Annotated in this window: 17 protein-coding genes; 12 read left to right on the forward strand and 5 right to left on the reverse strand. The window is 49.5% G+C overall.

The window, feature by feature from the left end:
- On the forward strand, positions 1–511 hold a 511-nt coding region (locus R3177_RS07465; protein ID WP_318970412.1), incomplete at its 5' end, for a topoisomerase DNA-binding C4 zinc finger domain-containing protein.
- A 59-nt stretch (positions 512–570) separates the two neighbouring features.
- Here R3177_RS07465 and R3177_RS07470 read toward each other — a convergent pair.
- Both R3177_RS07470 and R3177_RS07475 read right to left on the reverse strand, forming a co-directional pair.
- On the reverse strand, positions 571–1335 hold the full coding sequence (locus R3177_RS07470; protein WP_318970413.1) for a hypothetical protein: 765 nt from the start codon (positions 1333–1335) through the stop codon (positions 571–573).
- A gap of 73 nt (positions 1336–1408) precedes the next feature.
- Positions 1409–2098: a sensor histidine kinase gene (locus tag R3177_RS07475; protein ID WP_318970414.1), complete on the reverse strand. Its 690-nt coding sequence runs from the start codon at positions 2096–2098 to the stop codon at positions 1409–1411.
- Positions 2099–2253: 155 nt separating this feature from the next.
- Between R3177_RS07475 and cysB the strand changes: the two genes are divergently transcribed.
- The 3 genes from cysB to R3177_RS07490 all read left to right on the forward strand — a co-directional run bounded on the left by cysB (position 2254) and on the right by R3177_RS07490 (position 5007).
- Positions 2254–3231 (forward strand): HTH-type transcriptional regulator CysB, encoded by a 978-nt coding sequence (gene cysB / locus R3177_RS07480; protein WP_318970415.1) that lies wholly within the window; start codon positions 2254–2256, stop codon positions 3229–3231.
- A gap of 23 nt (positions 3232–3254) precedes the next feature.
- Complete coding sequence (locus R3177_RS07485; RefSeq protein ID WP_318970416.1) at positions 3255–4109, forward strand: sterol desaturase family protein; 855 nt, start codon at positions 3255–3257, stop codon at positions 4107–4109.
- A gap of 73 nt (positions 4110–4182) precedes the next feature.
- Entirely contained in the window at positions 4183–5007 is an 825-nt protein-coding gene (locus tag R3177_RS07490) for a transporter substrate-binding domain-containing protein (RefSeq protein ID WP_318970417.1), read from the forward strand.
- A 17-nt stretch (positions 5008–5024) separates the two neighbouring features.
- On the opposite strand, the gene mutH is transcribed toward R3177_RS07490, so the two are convergent.
- The gene (gene mutH, locus R3177_RS07495) at positions 5025–5720 is read right to left on the reverse strand and encodes a DNA mismatch repair endonuclease MutH (RefSeq protein WP_318970418.1); all 696 of its coding nucleotides are present in this window, start codon (positions 5718–5720) and stop codon (positions 5025–5027) included.
- A gap of 381 nt (positions 5721–6101) precedes the next feature.
- Here mutH and rppH point away from each other — a divergent pair, with 381 nt between their 5' ends.
- The 8 genes from rppH to R3177_RS07535 all read left to right on the forward strand — a co-directional run bounded on the left by rppH (position 6102) and on the right by R3177_RS07535 (position 13557).
- Complete coding sequence (gene rppH / locus R3177_RS07500) at positions 6102–6605, forward strand: RNA pyrophosphohydrolase (RefSeq protein ID WP_318970419.1); 504 nt, start codon at positions 6102–6104, stop codon at positions 6603–6605.
- Positions 6606–6638: 33 nt separating this feature from the next.
- Complete coding sequence (gene ptsP / locus R3177_RS07505) at positions 6639–8897, forward strand: phosphoenolpyruvate--protein phosphotransferase (protein ID WP_318970420.1); 2259 nt, start codon at positions 6639–6641, stop codon at positions 8895–8897.
- A 68-nt stretch (positions 8898–8965) separates the two neighbouring features.
- Positions 8966–9760, forward strand: coding sequence for a sulfite exporter TauE/SafE family protein (locus R3177_RS07510; RefSeq protein WP_318970421.1), 795 nt, complete (start codon positions 8966–8968; stop codon positions 9758–9760).
- A 49-nt stretch (positions 9761–9809) separates the two neighbouring features.
- A complete protein-coding gene (gene lgt, locus R3177_RS07515; RefSeq protein WP_318970422.1) occupies positions 9810–10640 on the forward strand; it encodes a prolipoprotein diacylglyceryl transferase in 831 nt (276 codons plus the stop codon).
- Complete coding sequence (locus tag R3177_RS07520) at positions 10637–11470, forward strand: thymidylate synthase (RefSeq protein WP_318970423.1); 834 nt, start codon at positions 10637–10639, stop codon at positions 11468–11470. The genes lgt and R3177_RS07520 overlap by 4 nt, the downstream gene beginning before the upstream one ends.
- An 80-nt stretch (positions 11471–11550) precedes the next feature.
- A complete protein-coding gene (locus tag R3177_RS07525) occupies positions 11551–12174 on the forward strand; it encodes a FlgO family outer membrane protein (RefSeq protein ID WP_318970424.1) in 624 nt (207 codons plus the stop codon).
- Complete coding sequence (locus R3177_RS07530; RefSeq protein ID WP_318970425.1) at positions 12171–12824, forward strand: FlgO family outer membrane protein; 654 nt, start codon at positions 12171–12173, stop codon at positions 12822–12824. Before R3177_RS07525 ends, R3177_RS07530 begins: the two co-directional genes overlap by 4 nt.
- Positions 12825–12963: 139 nt before the next feature.
- Entirely contained in the window at positions 12964–13557 is a 594-nt protein-coding gene (locus R3177_RS07535) for a FlgO family outer membrane protein (RefSeq protein ID WP_318970426.1), read from the forward strand.
- Positions 13558–13574: 17 nt separating this feature from the next.
- Here the strand turns inward: R3177_RS07535 and R3177_RS07540 are convergent, their stop codons facing one another.
- Entirely contained in the window at positions 13575–14651 is a 1077-nt protein-coding gene (locus R3177_RS07540) for a lipocalin-like domain-containing protein (protein WP_318970427.1), read from the reverse strand.
- Positions 14641–15753: ABC transporter permease (locus R3177_RS07545; protein WP_318970428.1), on the reverse strand; the 1113-nt coding region annotated here is incomplete at its 5' end. The genes R3177_RS07545 and R3177_RS07540, both read right to left, overlap by 11 nt.

Below are 15753 nucleotides of genomic sequence, written 5' to 3' on the forward strand. Positions count from 1 at the left end.
AGGCAATTTTAAAATAAAGGGCTATGAAGGACCGGTGATCGAATGCGACAAATGTGGCAGCGACATGCAGTTAAAATCTGGACGGTTTGGTAAGTATTTTGGCTGTACCAACAGTGACTGTAAAAATACCCGCAAGCTACTCCGCAGCGGCGAAGCTGCACCACCCAAAGAGGATCCGGTGCATCTGCCTGAGTTAAAGTGTGAGAAGTCTGATGCTTATTTTGTGCTCAGAGATGGTGCTGCCGGAGTGTTCCTTGCTGCATCTACCTTCCCGAAGTCCCGGGAAACCCGAGCGCCACTGGTGAGTGAGCTAAAGCAATTCCGCGAGCGGCTCTCACCCAAGTTTTATTATCTGGCGGATGCACCAACGCAAGACAAAGAAGGCAACCCGAGTATTGTCCGCTGGAGCCGTAAAACCAAACAGCAGTATGTGATGACAGAGAAAGACGGTAAAGCTACAGGGTGGGCGGCCTGGTATGAGAATGGTAAATGGGTTGTCTCTGCTAAATAGCCATCTGTTTGCAGATTTTCTGTGTTAATTAATCTCATGGCACCGTAACGGTGCCATTTTTACCATTTGCGCTTAGGTGCAAACAGCTCATCAATATCTTTATTCTCTTTTCCTTCTTTCTTTTCCCTGTCCCGTAAATTGCCTGCTTTAAGTTCGGTAGCAATATCCTCAAGGATCTGTATCACTTCCGCTTTACGGCTGGTGACATAGTCGTCCTGATGGCTGGTGGTGGTTAATGAGGTAAGTGCTTTTTCAAAGTACTGGCGGGCAGAGCCGAGTAATTTATTGCTTCTGGCTTGTTTGCCGCGCTTTAGCTGGCTTTCGACATTAATACGTAACTGCAGGATCTCTAAGCGCTTATCCTCTGCGATAACCGTTGCAGTATCAATATTGCCCCTTGCATGTTCTGTCCTTAAGGTGGTGCGTAGTTTCTTAATCCCTCTTATCAGACCAATCAGTTGCTGGTCGTTGTCGGGCAACGTCAGATTATCAGTCGCTGTAATATCAGCCGTCGCCGGTTCCTTCAAGCGGGTTTCAAGTTCCTGCAGCCGTTGTTTTAACTCCCTGACCCCCGGCTCCAGCTCAACCATTGCCCGCAGCGCAAATGCCATCCTTTTTAACAGCATTGTGCTGATAGCAGGAGTAAAAGGAACATTTGCGGTGTTGGTCAGCATCTCTTCCGTATCATCAAGCAGGTGGCGTAATTTAGTAAACTCCGCCCGCTTCAGGCTCGCTATCCGCTCCTTATGTTGCTGCACAACGTTCACGACAACAGCAATAATCACCAGGGCTATTATTAGCGAGATGATAATGGGTAACAACATGCAGACCTCTGACTGTATACGCGTTTTAATTTATAGTAATCTGAATTGAAGACAATGAACAGTTTTCTGAAATTCAGGGCAGGGTAATCCTGAAATGACCTCCTTTGAGCTCGTCACCATTTTGCATACTGACAGTCCCCCGCTGCTTTTTGTTACAATGAGCCCTGACAATTAGTTTGGCAAAAAAGATACCTAAGCCGGTATGGCCATGCTGCAAATCCGGTTTATGCATATCGGCGGCAGCATGGTGCAGCATAAAATCAGGAAAGCCGGGGCCATCATCAGCGACGACAATGTGCAGATAATCATCAATGACTTCTGCCCTTATCAGGATCTGTTCACGACTGTAACGCAGTGCATTGGCAATCGCATCGTTCAGCACTGTCATGATCAGGTCCCGGTCAAAAAACCAGCTTAAGTCTTCATCAGCAATGATGCTGACATTGATGCCGCGTTGCGTCGCAAAATACTGATTTTTTAAAAGCAGCTCTTCTAGCAGTTCAGCCAGATAGTACTGCTCGATCTGCACCGGCAATTGCTGACGATCTAACCGGTATAAGGATAGCAACTGCAACAAATTTGAATTAAGCCGGTTTGCTTCATAATTGAGTCGCGCAAGCTCATTACGGGCAGCGTCAGACAAGTTGGCACCTTCTGTCTGGATCAGCTCGGCCGATTGTATAACCATACACAGTGAGTTTTTCATATCGTGCACACAGCACGCCAGGACGGTAGCAAAGTCGATTTCTGTTGGGGTAGTCATCATGGCTCCTGGCACCTTACGCAAACGTAGGTACTGAGTTGTTAACATGTTTTTGCTACTAATAGTTATAGCATTGTCACTTATAAAAATTAGTTGGAATATCTGACAAGACGAGTATATTGAGCACAGAGCATTCTTTACCGGATTTGTGCCAGATGAAATTACAGCAATTGCGTTACATTGTAGAAGTGTTAAACCATAACTTAAATGTGTCAGCAACGGCAGAAAGCCTTTATACCTCGCAACCCGGGATCAGTAAACAGGTAAGAATGCTTGAGGATGAGCTGGGCATTCAGGTGTTTGGCCGCAGTGGTAAGCATTTGACCCATGTAACACCCGCCGGACGAGATGTCATTGAAATAGCTCAGCAAATTCTGGCTAAGGTCGAAAGTATCAAAGCGGTGGCCAAGGAGCATACGTTGCCTGATCAGGGCAAGCTAAATATTGCCACTACCCATACCCAGGCGCGCTATGCATTACCTCCGGTGATTAGTGGCTTTATGCAGAAATACCCTAAAGTATCGCTGCATATGCATCAGGGCTCACCGCAACAAATTTCAGAAGCAGCATCGCGTGGCGAAGCCGATTTTGCGATTGCCACCGAAGCGCTGCATTTATACAGTGATTTGGTGATGTTGCCTTGTTACCATTGGAACCGCAGCGTCATCGTCAGGCAGGATCATCCGCTGGCTCAGCTTGGCCGCAAGATTGCCGTGGAAGATGTGGCCCAGCATCCGATTGTTACTTATGTTTTTGGCTTCACCGGACGCTCAGAGCTTGATCGCGCCTTTGCTGCTAAAGGCCTGGAACCACGAATTGTATTTACTGCGACCGACGCCGATGTGTTGAAAACTTACGTCAGGTTAGGGCTGGGCGTCGGGGTCATTGCGTCAATGGCAATTGACCCGCAACTGGACAAAGATTTGGTTGCACTGGATGCCAGACATCTGTTTGAAGCGTCGACCACTAAAATTGGTTTTCGCAAAGGCGCATTTTTACGTACTTATATGTATGATTTTATCCAGCGCTTTGCCCCTCATCTTACCAAAGATGTGGTAGAGCGGGCGAACATGCTGCGCAATCAGGAAGAAATTGACCGGATGTTTGACAGCTTCGAGCTGCCAGTTCGCTAAAATGAAGGTGCGTATCGTTACTTATGCTGCCCGTTGAATTAATTTTATTACTATTAAGTCCGGTATTTCTATGTTGCGTGATACTGGAGTGGCGTTTTGCTGTGTTAAGGCGCCAAAACTGGTATCACTGGCGTGATACACTGGCAAACGCGACCCTGGCATTATTACATCAGGGTGCGGATATGCTGGCACTGTTGCTGTTAATGCCGTTTTTCTACTGGCTACATCAATACCGTCTGTTTACCATTGAACTGACCGCTGTTAATTTGCTGCTGGCATTTATTTTACAGGATTTTCTTTACTATTGGTTTCACCGGGGCTCACACCATATTCGTTGGTTCTGGGCATCCCATGTTGCGCATCACAGCTCGCGGCTGATGAACTTTAGCACCGCTTTCCGGCAAAGTCTGACCTACCCGATATCGGGTATGTGGTTATTCTGGCTGCCAATGATTTTAATAGGCTATGAGCCGACTCTGGTTTTTGCTGTTGTTGCTGTTAATTTAGCATTCCAGTTTTTTGTTCATACCCAAGCTATCGGCCGGCTTGGCTGGCTTGAATACCTGTTCAACACCCCGTCACATCACCGGGTACATCATGCGTGTAATGATATCTACCTCGATCGCAATTTTGGCGGCGTGCTGATCATCTGGGACAGGCTGTTTGGCACCTTTGTGCCTGAGCAAGCTGACGAGCCTTGCCGCTACGGTATTACTGATGATTTTAACTCGACGAACCCATTAACTATCACATTTTACGAGTGGCAGCGTATGTGGCGGGAGGCCCGGCAGACCGGGCGGCAGCATAGCTTGTGGCAGATCCTGGTTAAAATGCCGGCTAAGCTAAAGTATAACCCGGCAGCAAAAACTCCGGAATAAGTCGCAGTGTCGCTGCGCAAAAAAAGTAAATTGCACTAAGCTTGTATAAAGTCATAGCACCCTGAGGTGATTTATGAAGTCTATCAAGCTTTTATTGTCATTTTTCCTGTTGTCAGTGCTGGTTTCCTGCCAACCGGTATCAGAACCTGACGTCGCCACGCCCGCCGAGCCCATAGCGCAACGTATGTCCGCTGTACCGCCACAATGCTCATTGACAATGGGCTTTGATGCCTGGGAGCCGTATCAGTATATGACAGTCGGTAACACCGTCACCGGACTTGATGTTGAACTGGTCAGAGCGATTGCCGCCGAAATGCAGTGTGAGCTTAGTATCGTTCAGGGCAGCTGGGTTGAGTTGCTGGGTATGCTAAGGGAAGGTGAAATAGATTTTGTACTCGGGGCCTCGGTTACAGAAGATCGTCAGACTTTCGCTTATTTCTCTGAGCCTTACCGCCAGGAACAGTTTTCACTGTATGTCCGGGCTGAAGATGTGGACTTACCGGTAACCAGTATTGAGGAGTTTATTGCGGCAGGCTATAAGCTTGGTATCGTCAATGAATACTATTACGGCGATGAAATTGCCAAGCTGTATGCATCTGCCCAGTTCCGGCCTCAATTTGTTGGCGCTATTATCAGCGAAATGAATATGGCACGCTTGCTGGACGAGGAAATTGACGGCTTTCTGGAGGACAGCTTTGTTGCGGCGTCCATACTCCGGCGAAAAGGTCTGGATGACCTGATTAAACCGCATCAGATAACGCTGGGTAATAATGACGTCTACGTGATGTTCAGTAAAGCCTCGGTTGAAGAGCAGTTGGTTGCTGAATTTAACCGTGGTTTGGCTGCGATCAAGCAAAATGGGTTATATCAGCAGATTATGCAGCGTTACCAGGAATAATGCCGGGCAGTGGCCTTTTAAGCTGGCGGCGCCAGCTGAAATTGTCGCCTTAAAATGGCCGCGGTAAAACTGGCTTTCAGGTAAAACCCCCTTGGCAGAGTATGGATGGGCTGGCCTTGGTCTCCGACTGCAGCGGTTAATGCTTTGCTGTCGGCGGCTTTGGGTCTCAGTTGTAACACCTTACCATGAGCTCCGCGGATTTTATCTATACCGCCCAGCGTTATTAAATCCATTAATTCCTCCCAATCCTGCCGGAGGGCCTGTTGTTCATCTGCTGTGGGCTGCCATAAAAAGGCCGAGCCAATAATCCGCTCTGCCAGGGGGATCTGCCGCTCGGCCAGAATGGGTACCCAAAGCACTCGCTGCAGTTTCCTGCAAATCCAGGATTGCTGCCAGTTCTGGCTGGTTACACCGGTTAGCGGCGCCACACAAACATAAGTACTTTCCAGCGGCTTGCCGTGCTGGTCGATAGGTAGGGTTTTTAATTCGATGCCAAGTGCAGGAAAGTCTGGCAGAGCCTGAGATCCCGCCTCAGCCCCTAAAGCCAGTTCCAGCAATTGGCCTACCCAGCCTTTGTCACGTTTCAAATCCGGCGGCATCTTTACCTGTAGCTCACCCGCCAGCTGACCAAGGGTCATGCCTGCAATATTGCGGCAGCGTTGCAGCAGCTGCTCAGGGGTTTGCAATGGATTAGGGTTCACGGTATCTGTCACTGCACCAAGCCAAATTATCAGCGTATTACCGTAACATTTTTACCGCAGTTACGCTGCTTAAAAACGCAGCAAACTAACTTATGCACAGCGTCTGCAAACTCTTTTTAGCAGCATAACTTTTATAAGTTATTGTAATTATGCTTATTAATCTCAAGTTTTGTTTTGTTAACGTGGCTGTTTTCTATATTACTCAACAGTCTCTCGCGACTTAACAACAGTTTTATCCACAGACTCTGTGAAAAAGTGCACATAGACGGCAAAGTTAAAACTTAAAATGTGGATAACTAAGGCGGCGCAGCACACCTTAAATTCTGTTTGCTGTAACCGCCACTTTGTGAAAGAATCTTTGTTATAGCAGAAATAGACTCGCTTGAGGTTTGTGTGATCGATGCCGAAGGTTTTCGGGCCAATGTCGGCATAGTGATTTGTAACACCCAGGGACAGGTGTTTTGGGCAAAAAGATATGGTCAGCATTCCTGGCAGTATCCACAGGGTGGCATTGATGATGGCGAGACGCCAGAACAGGCTATGTATCGCGAACTGCATGAGGAAGTCGGGCTTCGGCCTGAAGATGTCGAAATAATCAGTGTTACCAAACATTGGTTGCGCTATAAGCTTCCGAAACGGTTAATCCGCAAAGACAGTAACCCTGTGTGTATCGGGCAAAAGCAAAAATGGTTTTTATTGCGTTTGACCTGCCGGGAAGAGGATGTAAATCTGGCTGTAACATCGCATCCTGAATTTGATAACTGGCGTTGGGTCAGTTACTGGTATCCAGTGCGTCAGGTTGTGGCTTTTAAACGAGAAGTTTATCGAAGAGTCATGCGAGAATTTGCCCCGGTTGCTTTGCCATTTACCCGTAGAGATATTAAGAAAAAATATTGAATTTGCAAAAACCGACAGGACAATGAGGTTCTTATGCTAAGCCAGTTGCGGCGGATTGTTCAGGATGTGGCGCAGGAGCCAGCTCTAGACAATGCTCTGGCTGGTTTAGTATCCAGCGTTAAAACCGCGTTGGCGACAGAGTGCTGTTCGGTCTATCTGGCAGATTATCAGCAGCAGCACTTTATGCTGATGGCCACCGACGGTTTAAATCAGGACGCGGTGGGTAAAGTTGCCATTGGTTTTTCTGAAGGCCTTATTGGTTGGGTTGGCCAGCGGGAAGAACCGATAAACCTTGCTCAGGCACAGCGTCATCCCCGATTCAGAGTTACTCCGGAAGTCAGCGAAGATCGTTTTTCTGCTTTTTTGGGATGCCCGATAATTCATCATCGAAAAGTGCTTGGGGTGCTGACTATCCAGCAGTCAGCTGAAAGGGTGTTCAGTGAGGATGAAGAGTCTTTTCTGGTTACCCTGGGGGCACAACTAGCCTCAGTGCTGGCAAATGCAGAGATGCGCGATGCCGCCAGCCAAAGTCCTTCTACTATGGCCAAGTCAGGACAGCTGACCGGTTTGCCAGGGGCACCGGGGATGGCCATCGGCGAAGCTTATGTCTTGCAGCCTTCCAGCGATTTTGATGCAATTTCCCTGAAAAAATCTGACGAACCCGAAAAAGAACTGGCGTTGTTTTACCGGGCGGTGAAAATTACCAAAGGAGAGTTTAACCGGCTGGCAGAACGGATGGCCGGCCATATTCCGGCCGATGCCCTGGCAATATTCGATGTCTATCATCAATTGCTTGACGCGGCCAGTCTGGGTCAGGAAATTGAGCAGCAAATTGCCGAAGGCTGGTGTGCCAAAAGTGCATTAAAGCGGGTGGTCGAGAGGTTTGCCCGTCAGTTCGATGATATGGACGACCCTTATCTGCGAGAGCGGGGCACAGATATCAGAGATTTAGGGCAGCGGGTCTTAAATAATCTGCTCGATTCAGAGCAACGCAAAGTAAAATTGCCCAAGCAGGTGGTACTGGTTGCTGACAATGTTACGGCAACCATGCTGGCAGAAGTGCCACGAGAGCAACTGGTCGCCATTGTTTCGCTCAGGGGGTCGGTAAACTCTCATGCTGCCATTATGGCCAGGGCACTGGGGATTCCGGCGGTGATGGGCGTCAATGAGTTGCCGTTGCTGCACTGGCAAAATCAGCAGGTGATTGTCGATGGTTACGAGGGCCATATTCTGCTGTCGCCAGTTGATGCCATCTGCGCTGAATATCGCCGGCTTATTAATGAAGATGCGGAACTATCGGCACGCTATCAGCAGGAAGTGGCATTACCCTCACAGTCTGCCTGCGGTAAACCTTTTAAGCTGATGGTCAACTGCGGCCTGGCCATTGAGTTGGAAACCAGTAACGCCGAGCATACTGATGGTGTTGGCCTGTACCGCACTGAATTTCCATTTATTATGCGTAATCGTTTTCCGACTGAGCAGGAGCAGGTTGAGCTTTATCGCAAGGTGTTAAGTGCTTATGCGGGCAAAACCGTGGTCATGCGCACCCTCGATGTCGGCGGTGATAAGGCCTTACCGTATTTCAGTATCGTTGAAGAAAATCCGTTTCTTGGCTGGCGGGGTATCAGGCTGACCCTGGATCATCCTGAAATTTTTCTGGTGCAAATCAGGGCAATGCTAAAAGCCAATATTACATTTGATAATCTGCATATTTTGCTGCCAATGATTTCAGATCTGGCTGAGGTTGATGAGGCGGTCAGGTTAATCAGGCAAGCCAGCTTTGAGGTGAGCGACGAGCTTAACATTCCTCTGCCAAAACCCAAAGTCGGCGTGATGATTGAAGTGCCTTCCATTATGTATCAGCTACCGGAATTGGCGGCGCGGGTTGATTTTTGCTCAGTGGGAACCAACGATCTGACTCAGTATTTACTGGCTGTTGACCGCAATAATGCCCGGGTTGCTAATCTTTACGATGCACTTCATCCGTCAGTGCTGCGCGCTTTACATCTGTTATCGGAACAAGCCCGGCAATACCAGTTTCCTATCAGCATTTGTGGTGAGTTAGGGGGAGAACCGGCCGGTGTGCTGGTTCTGGCCGCCATGGGTTATAGCCGCTTTAGTATGAATAATAGTAACCTGGCAAAAATAAAATGGCTATTGCGCCGGGTTAATGTTACTGAACTGGAAGCGCTGTTACCAGAAGTGCTGGCCTGTCAGTCGCCGAAACAGGTTAAACAACTGGTCCAGCGTTTTCTTGAACATAAACAGTTGCTAAGCCAGTTGCGGGCTTAAAGCCGGTGATATTAATAGATTGATACGGCCGGGTGGCTGGTATCGAAGTTGCTATATCGAGATGTCCTTTGTTAACAATATTTCTGATTTCTGCGCTTATAGGTTGTCTGGCCGGCTTTCTGGCTGGCTTGCTGGGCATTGGCGGTGGCCTGGTTATCGTACCGGTGCTGGTTGTATTACTGCCTGCCTTCGGTGTGGTCAGTCTTGATGATGTTATGGTTGTTGCGGTAGCCACGTCACTGGCGTCAATTATTATCACCTCTGGCTCCTCTATCCGCGCCCATCACAAGCGCAGTAATGTCAGTTGGTCGCTGGCCGGCGCTGTTATGCTTGGAGCCGGGGTAGGTGCCGGTATTATTGGCTTAGTGGCTCATCATCTGAACGGCACGACGCTGAGAATCATTTTTGGGGTGGCTGTTTTTTTCCTGGCCCTCAGAATGCTGGGCTCTCGCAGTGTTATTGGCCGTGCGCCATTACCAGCTAAATCTTTGCTGGCTGCGATAGCTGCGGTGCTGGGCGCCATCTCGGGTTTACTGGGCATTGGTGGCGGAGCATTAGTGGTGCCGGTGCTCAATTACTTTTCTGTGGATATGCGACGGGCTATAGGCTGTGCCGCCGCCAGTGGTATTGCTATTGCCGTACTGGGTACCCTGGGGTATGTTATTGCCGGCTGGCAACGCTACCAACTAACAGAAGGCTTTATTGGTTATATTTATGTACCCGCATTAGCAGGTATTGTATCAACCTCGGTTTTCACTGCCACCCTTGGTGCTGCCATGACCCAGCGCTGGCCGGTACTGACAATTAAAAGAATTTTTGGTGTTTTTCTGATGCTGGTTGCAGTCAGAATGGTTTTTAGTTAGCAATATCAGCTGTTTTAAACGGTTGGTTATGATGTTTTAAAGGATAAAAATGACCAGTTCCTACCTTAATTTTCCGGACATAGACCCGGTATTGTTGTCTATAGGGCCATTGTTCGGGTTTGGGCCTTTAAATATTCATTGGTACGGCGTGATGTATGCGGTGGCATTTGGTATCGCTTACTGGCTTGCCAGCAGGGCGGCAGCAAAACCTGGCTCTGGCTGGAGCAAAGAGCAGGTCAGCGATTTACTGTTTTTCGGCTTTATCGGCGTCATTGTCGGCGGCAGACTCGGCTACGTGCTTTTTTATAACTTTGACCAGTTACTGGCCGAACCGTTATATTTGTTTAAAACCTGGCAGGGTGGTATGTCATTTCACGGTGGTTTGCTTGGGGTATTGCTGGCAATGGCCTGGTTTGCAAGGCGCTACGATAAATCTTATATGGAACTGGGAGATTTCGTCGCGCCACTTATACCGCTCGGGTTGGCTGCGGGCCGGCTTGGCAATTTTATCAACGGTGAATTATGGGGCCGTACTACAGACGTACCCTGGGCGATGGTATTCCCGCATGCCGGTGCTGAGCCGCGTCACCCTTCGCAGTTATATCATGTTGCGCTCGAGGGGGTGTTACTATTTATTATTATTATGCTTGTCCGGCGTTTACAGCCAGCGACCGGCACCCTCGGCGGCGTGTTTTTGCTCGGTTATGGCGTCTTTCGTTTTTTTGTCGAGTTTTTCCGCCAACCGGACAGCCAGCTTGGCGTGTTGTCAGCTGGTATGACAATGGGTCAATGGCTCTGCCTGCCGATGATAGCGGGTGGTCTGGGGCTGATACTATATGTTAACAATAAACCCGCTGGGCAGGCCCGGAGAGCAAAATGAAACAGTATCTTGATTTAATGCGCCATGTATTGGAGCACGGCCACAAAAAAACTGACCGCACCGGCACTGGCACTATCAGTGTGTTTGGCTATCAGATGCGCTTTGATTTGCAGCAGGGTTTCCCGCTGGTTACTACTAAAAAGTGTCATGTACGTTCGATTATTCATGAATTGCTGTGGTTTCTTCAAGGTGACACCAATATTGGTTATTTACAGGATAATGGTGTATCAATCTGGAACGAGTGGGCAACCGAAAGCGGTGAACTGGGCCCGGTATATGGTGCGCAGTGGCGTAGCTGGACCAGTCATGACGGTCAGGTTATTGATCAGATAAGCCAGCTTATCAGTGATATTAAACGGACCCCCGATTCACGCCGGTTAGTTGTCAGTGCGTGGAACCCGGCTGTATTACCTGACACCCGGTATTCACCTAAAGAAAACGCCGCGATGGGCAAACAGGCCTTGCCGCCTTGTCATACTTTGTTTCAGTTCTATGTTAATGATGGCCGCTTGTCTTGTCAGCTGTACCAGCGCAGTGCCGATATTTTCCTCGGTGTCCCGTTCAATATTGCCAGCTATGCTCTACTGACTATGATGGTAGCCCAGGTGTGCGACCTGAAGCCCGGTGATTTTGTCCATACCTTTGGTGATGCACATTTATACCTGAACCATTTGGAGCAGGTGAATACCCAGCTGTCCCGTGAACCCTATCCGTTGCCCACTATGCGGTTAAACCCGGCAGTAAAAGATATTTTTGGCTTTAGTATCACCGATTTCAATTTAGAAAATTATCAGGCACATCCGCATATTAAGGCACCTGTGGCGATTTAATGACACCCTGCTGACTGATTTGTGGCCTGGTTCTTGCTAAAGATATTGGCAAAAGCGATCAGGCTTGATAAGAGGTAGATATGAATTGGCTGGGGTTAGTTACAGTAGGCCTGTTAACAGGCACGGTGCTGCTGGGTTGTGCCGGCAGAATGGCACCTGAGCAGTTACCTGTTGCTGCTTCTGAGTTGAGTCCGCAGCCGCTGGGTTTTTACACCGAACGTCTGGCCCGGCAATTATTTGCCCAGCTGGATGACAGTCCATTGTGGCTTGCCCGGCCGCAGATTGCTGTAAGCAGTTTTCTGCCAGCGACGGCACTGAATTTAAGGGACGCAAACACTGAGCAGCGCGATTTCGCCAATCAACTGAGCGAGAGTATGCTTGGCCATAGCCGGCAGTTCGGTTATGCCGTTTACGAGTATCGGCTAAGTAATGAAGTAATGCTGGCTGATAATTATGAACAGGCTTTAAGCCGTCAGCTGGCCGACATTAATCGTAAAGGTGAAGCTAATACGTTGCTGACAGGGACTTACACGCAGCAGCAGGACGCGGTAATTGTAAATGCCAGGCTGATCCATATTCCATCGAAACAGGTGCTGGCTGCCGTAACTGATTATATCCCGGCAAATGTGCTTTGGAGCACGCAGCAGATTAATAAACGCGGCGCGATGTTTTACCGGCAAGGCCCGGCAGGAGAGAACAAATGAAACGGTTAGCAATCTTAACACTGGTTATGGGGCTTAGTGGCTGTGCAGTGCCGGAAAACACGGTTACCGTAGCTGGCCAAAGCGATGATATAGACGACAACAGAACGCAGCGGATTACTACCTTCGCCACTACCGCCGCTTTGGCAGGAAATGAATTACAGAGTGCAGCCCGCCAGCCACTGCTAACAGTTAATGATTATGTGCGCAACCTGGTTCACGAGCTGATGGCTTTACAACAGCAGCTGGATAGTGATAGCCAGGTTGGTGTTACCGACTTTAGCTATGTTGATTCCGCTTTAGATCAGGGCTCTGTATTCAGTAATCATCTGAGTGAAGCGATGATCTACGATTTGCATAAGTTTGGTGTTCCCGTGTTGGATTATAAGGTGACCGATTATATCCGGGTCACTGAAACAGGCGATTTTGTGTTAAGCCGAAACTATGAAGAGCTTTCTGATGAAGTGGCTATCCGCTACGTGGTTACCGGCACGCTGACGACGCATCAGCAGGGGGTATTGGTGAATGCCCGGCTGGTGCAGATTGATAATAAGCGGGTCGTATCAGCTGCCCGTACCTTTATCCCACGCCATATTGTGCAGGCCGTGATCTCCCGTCAGGGCGAGCAGGTAATGCGGATTAAACAGTCTTAGCGGCATTTACTCTGGCGCAGGCTAAAGAAAACGCGGAAAGTGCCGATACACAGAAACAGACATTCAGTGTATCGGGCTTACCATGCTAAAAAAAGTCATCTCATTCATTTTCGCCGTTCTTAGCCTCAGTGGCTGCAGCATGCTACCCTGCAATCAATATACAGCGGCAGAAGCTGCGCCTCTTCCTGCATCAGGTAAATACATAGTAACGGAACCGGATGCTTTTTATCGGGACGCCGAGATTGCTGATCGCCTGGCGTTATATCCGGCAACTAATAAGTTTTATGCCAGCCATAAACAGCTGGATGATTATGTAGCTGAGCTGGCGATGCAGCTTTACCATGCCAGCAGCGCGCCGATAGCAGAGGCCAGAGTCGCTGTCGCCGGCTTTGCCGAACTCACACCAGCCCGAAATAATCTGCATCCTTTGGGTAATGCGCTGTCTGAGCGTTTTCTGCAACAAATGCCACGGTATGGTGTCACCATGGTTGACCACAAACTTACCGGACGGATCACCCTCACTGCAGACGGTGATGCCGTGTTTAGTAACAAAGCGGGGCAGGTAGCGGCCAGTCAGCAAATAGATTACATTCTAAGTGGCACAGTGCAGCACAGCCAGCGCGGTGCACAGGTAAACGTAAGATTGATGAACCTGAAAAGCAAAGCCGTACTGGCTACCGCCAGCCAGCTTATTCCACAATTTGTGCTGGATAACGTGGTGTATCACTGGTAAACGTAAAATCCTGCAGATCAGTAGCCTGTCATCTCGAGATAACCCCTGCCCGAATGGCTGCCAGTTAAAGTAATGGGGCCCTCCCAGTAGGCAATCCCGGTCGCCATCCAGGCATTGGGATTCAGTGGCCGGGTGCGTAAGTCAATCCCTAAATCCTTTACTGTCAGCAGCCATTCCACCGGCAGCGTCCTGGCAGCAACAGTATGTTGCATGATAGCCCGCATCTGTATCTGCTGTGGTTGTAGTGCCAGAGTGGTGCCATCTGCACTGATGTAAGTGCCGGAAAAGTAGTCTGCCGTATTGTTATGTCGCAGCCGGAACAACATAAGTTTGTCACCGCTGTCCAAATGCAGGGAGAACCAGTCCCAGCCCTGTTGATCGGCTGACAGCGGTTGACTGCTCCACTCTCTGTCAAGCCAGGCGTTGCCGCTCACATTCAGTTGTTCATCCCCTATCTGGACAACACCGGTTACCTGCAGAAAAGGCAGGCTGAGATAATAGGATGCCTGCCCTGTTGCTGATTTTAAGCTAAACCCCTGCTCACCGTGTAACACGGCAGGCCCCGTCTTGTGTAACGATAGTCTGTAGTTAAAGTCAGTGGTGGCGGCACTTAGCGTAAATGAGGTGGCAGCGGCATCCAGAGCGGTAACAGACCAGTTATCTATCCAGGCAGAAAACGGGGTCATGACAACACCTGCCTGGCCAACACCGCCCCGGGCATAAGTTTCAGCGAACAGATGCTGGTTGGCACGGGTTAAGCCGACATGCCCGAGCCAGCGTTGCTGATTGGCCCAGCCTTGCCGCTGTGGGGCGGGTGAATCTGCCAGCCGAAAAAGCGTCCATTGAATACCCAGTGGTTCTCCTGTCTCGCTGCTAAGGTTAGCCGTGAGGTACCACCATTCAAGCCGATACTCGGGATGCTGCTCAAGTGCGGCGGGATAGCTAACCTTGATGCCAGGCTTAACCTGAGCAAAGCCGGTCGCATCGGCCCCCAATCCGGCAAATCCCTTACCGGACGCTGAAGATGAAGATGAGGGCTCACTGCATGCGGTGATAAGCACGAGCAGCAACAATAAAAGGTGCTTAACGATCATCAGCAAAACCTTTTAAAAATTCACCGGCAGAGCTGAACCGGAGTTTTAACACCGGCACAATTGCCGCGACGAAGGCACTGCAAAGCGCGGCCAGCACTAAGTACAACCACTGCATCGGAAAAACATGCCACGGAAGTGCCCAGCCAAATGCCCGAACGTTAATAACAGTCACTAAGCAATAGCTGATAATTAACCCTAATGGCACAGCCAATAGCGCTGTGATAAAGGCGAGTAGCATTAATCTGAGTAATTCAGTAATGACTAATTGCCACCGTGAGACCCCGCAGGCCCAAATCGGCGCGATTTGGTTCAGCCGCAGTGCTGATAAGCTTAGCAGACTGCTAAACAGAGCAATGGCCGCCACGGCCAACACCAGTAAATTTAGTGCCTGGGTAACGGCAAAGGTGCGCTCAAACAATTGCAGTGAATAGCGCTTAACGGCCTGCTGGTCAATAACCTGGGTTGGTGACAAAGAGAACGTCTCAGTCAATGCCTGAATAACCGCTTCAAGCTGTATTGGCTCAACCCGCAGCGCAATGCTGCCGCGCTCTGCTTTTGGCCAGTTCTGAAAGAGGGTATCCAGTGCCATTATCACCTGACCTTTCGGGTTGCCATAATCGCTGAAGACTGCTGCAATATTAAATTCAGTTTGCTGCAAGCCCCTGATAGTCAGGCTATCGCCGGTCCTAAGCGCTAACCGTCGGGCCAGTTGTTCGTTGATCATAACTGCGGCGCCCGACTCAATATTCTGCCAGGTCGCCGGTGTATGACTAAGCAGAGGCCAGTGATCACTATAGGTGCTGTGGACCTTAATGCCGCGCAGTTCAACCGGCATACCTTCAATCAGGCTTTCTGTACCCGCAGACGGAAGAATCGCGCTGACAGCAGGGTGGTCGTTAAGCCACTTAATAACTTGCTCTGCCTGGGTTTCATGGTCGGTCCGGACATAAACGTCAGCGGCAAGACGCTGATCAAGCCAGAGGCTGAAAGTGTTGCGAAAGCCATCGACCATGCCACCGACACCAATGCTGGTTGATAACGCAAGCAGCAACGCCACCAGAGCCACGCTTAACTGAGGAACTTGCAGCCGTGCCTCTGCCAA

Source organism: Arsukibacterium sp. (assembly GCF_033722355.1).
Lineage (GTDB): Bacteria > Pseudomonadota > Gammaproteobacteria > Enterobacterales > Alteromonadaceae > Alishewanella.

Excerpts from the sequence above, each read along its gene's own strand:
- R3177_RS07470 (WP_318970413.1), bottom strand. The coding sequence starts at position 1,335 with ATGTTGTTACCCATTATCATCTCGCTAATAATAGCCCTGGTGATTATT.
- R3177_RS07475 (WP_318970414.1), bottom strand. The coding sequence starts at position 2,098 with ATGACTACCCCAACAGAAATCGACTTTGCTACCGTCCTGGCGTGCTGT.
- cysB (WP_318970415.1), top strand. The coding sequence starts at position 2,254 with ATGAAATTACAGCAATTGCGTTACATTGTAGAAGTGTTAAACCATAAC.
- R3177_RS07485 (WP_318970416.1), top strand. The coding sequence starts at position 3,255 with ATGCTGCCCGTTGAATTAATTTTATTACTATTAAGTCCGGTATTTCTA.
- R3177_RS07490 (WP_318970417.1), top strand. The coding sequence starts at position 4,183 with ATGAAGTCTATCAAGCTTTTATTGTCATTTTTCCTGTTGTCAGTGCTG.
- ptsP (WP_318970420.1), top strand. The coding sequence starts at position 6,639 with ATGCTAAGCCAGTTGCGGCGGATTGTTCAGGATGTGGCGCAGGAGCCA.
- lgt (WP_318970422.1), top strand. The coding sequence starts at position 9,810 with ATGACCAGTTCCTACCTTAATTTTCCGGACATAGACCCGGTATTGTTG.
- R3177_RS07520 (WP_318970423.1), top strand. The coding sequence starts at position 10,637 with ATGAAACAGTATCTTGATTTAATGCGCCATGTATTGGAGCACGGCCAC.
- R3177_RS07525 (WP_318970424.1), top strand. The coding sequence starts at position 11,551 with ATGAATTGGCTGGGGTTAGTTACAGTAGGCCTGTTAACAGGCACGGTG.
- R3177_RS07530 (WP_318970425.1), top strand. The coding sequence starts at position 12,171 with ATGAAACGGTTAGCAATCTTAACACTGGTTATGGGGCTTAGTGGCTGT.
- R3177_RS07535 (WP_318970426.1), top strand. The coding sequence starts at position 12,964 with ATGCTACCCTGCAATCAATATACAGCGGCAGAAGCTGCGCCTCTTCCT.
- R3177_RS07540 (WP_318970427.1), bottom strand. The coding sequence starts at position 14,651 with ATGATCGTTAAGCACCTTTTATTGTTGCTGCTCGTGCTTATCACCGCA.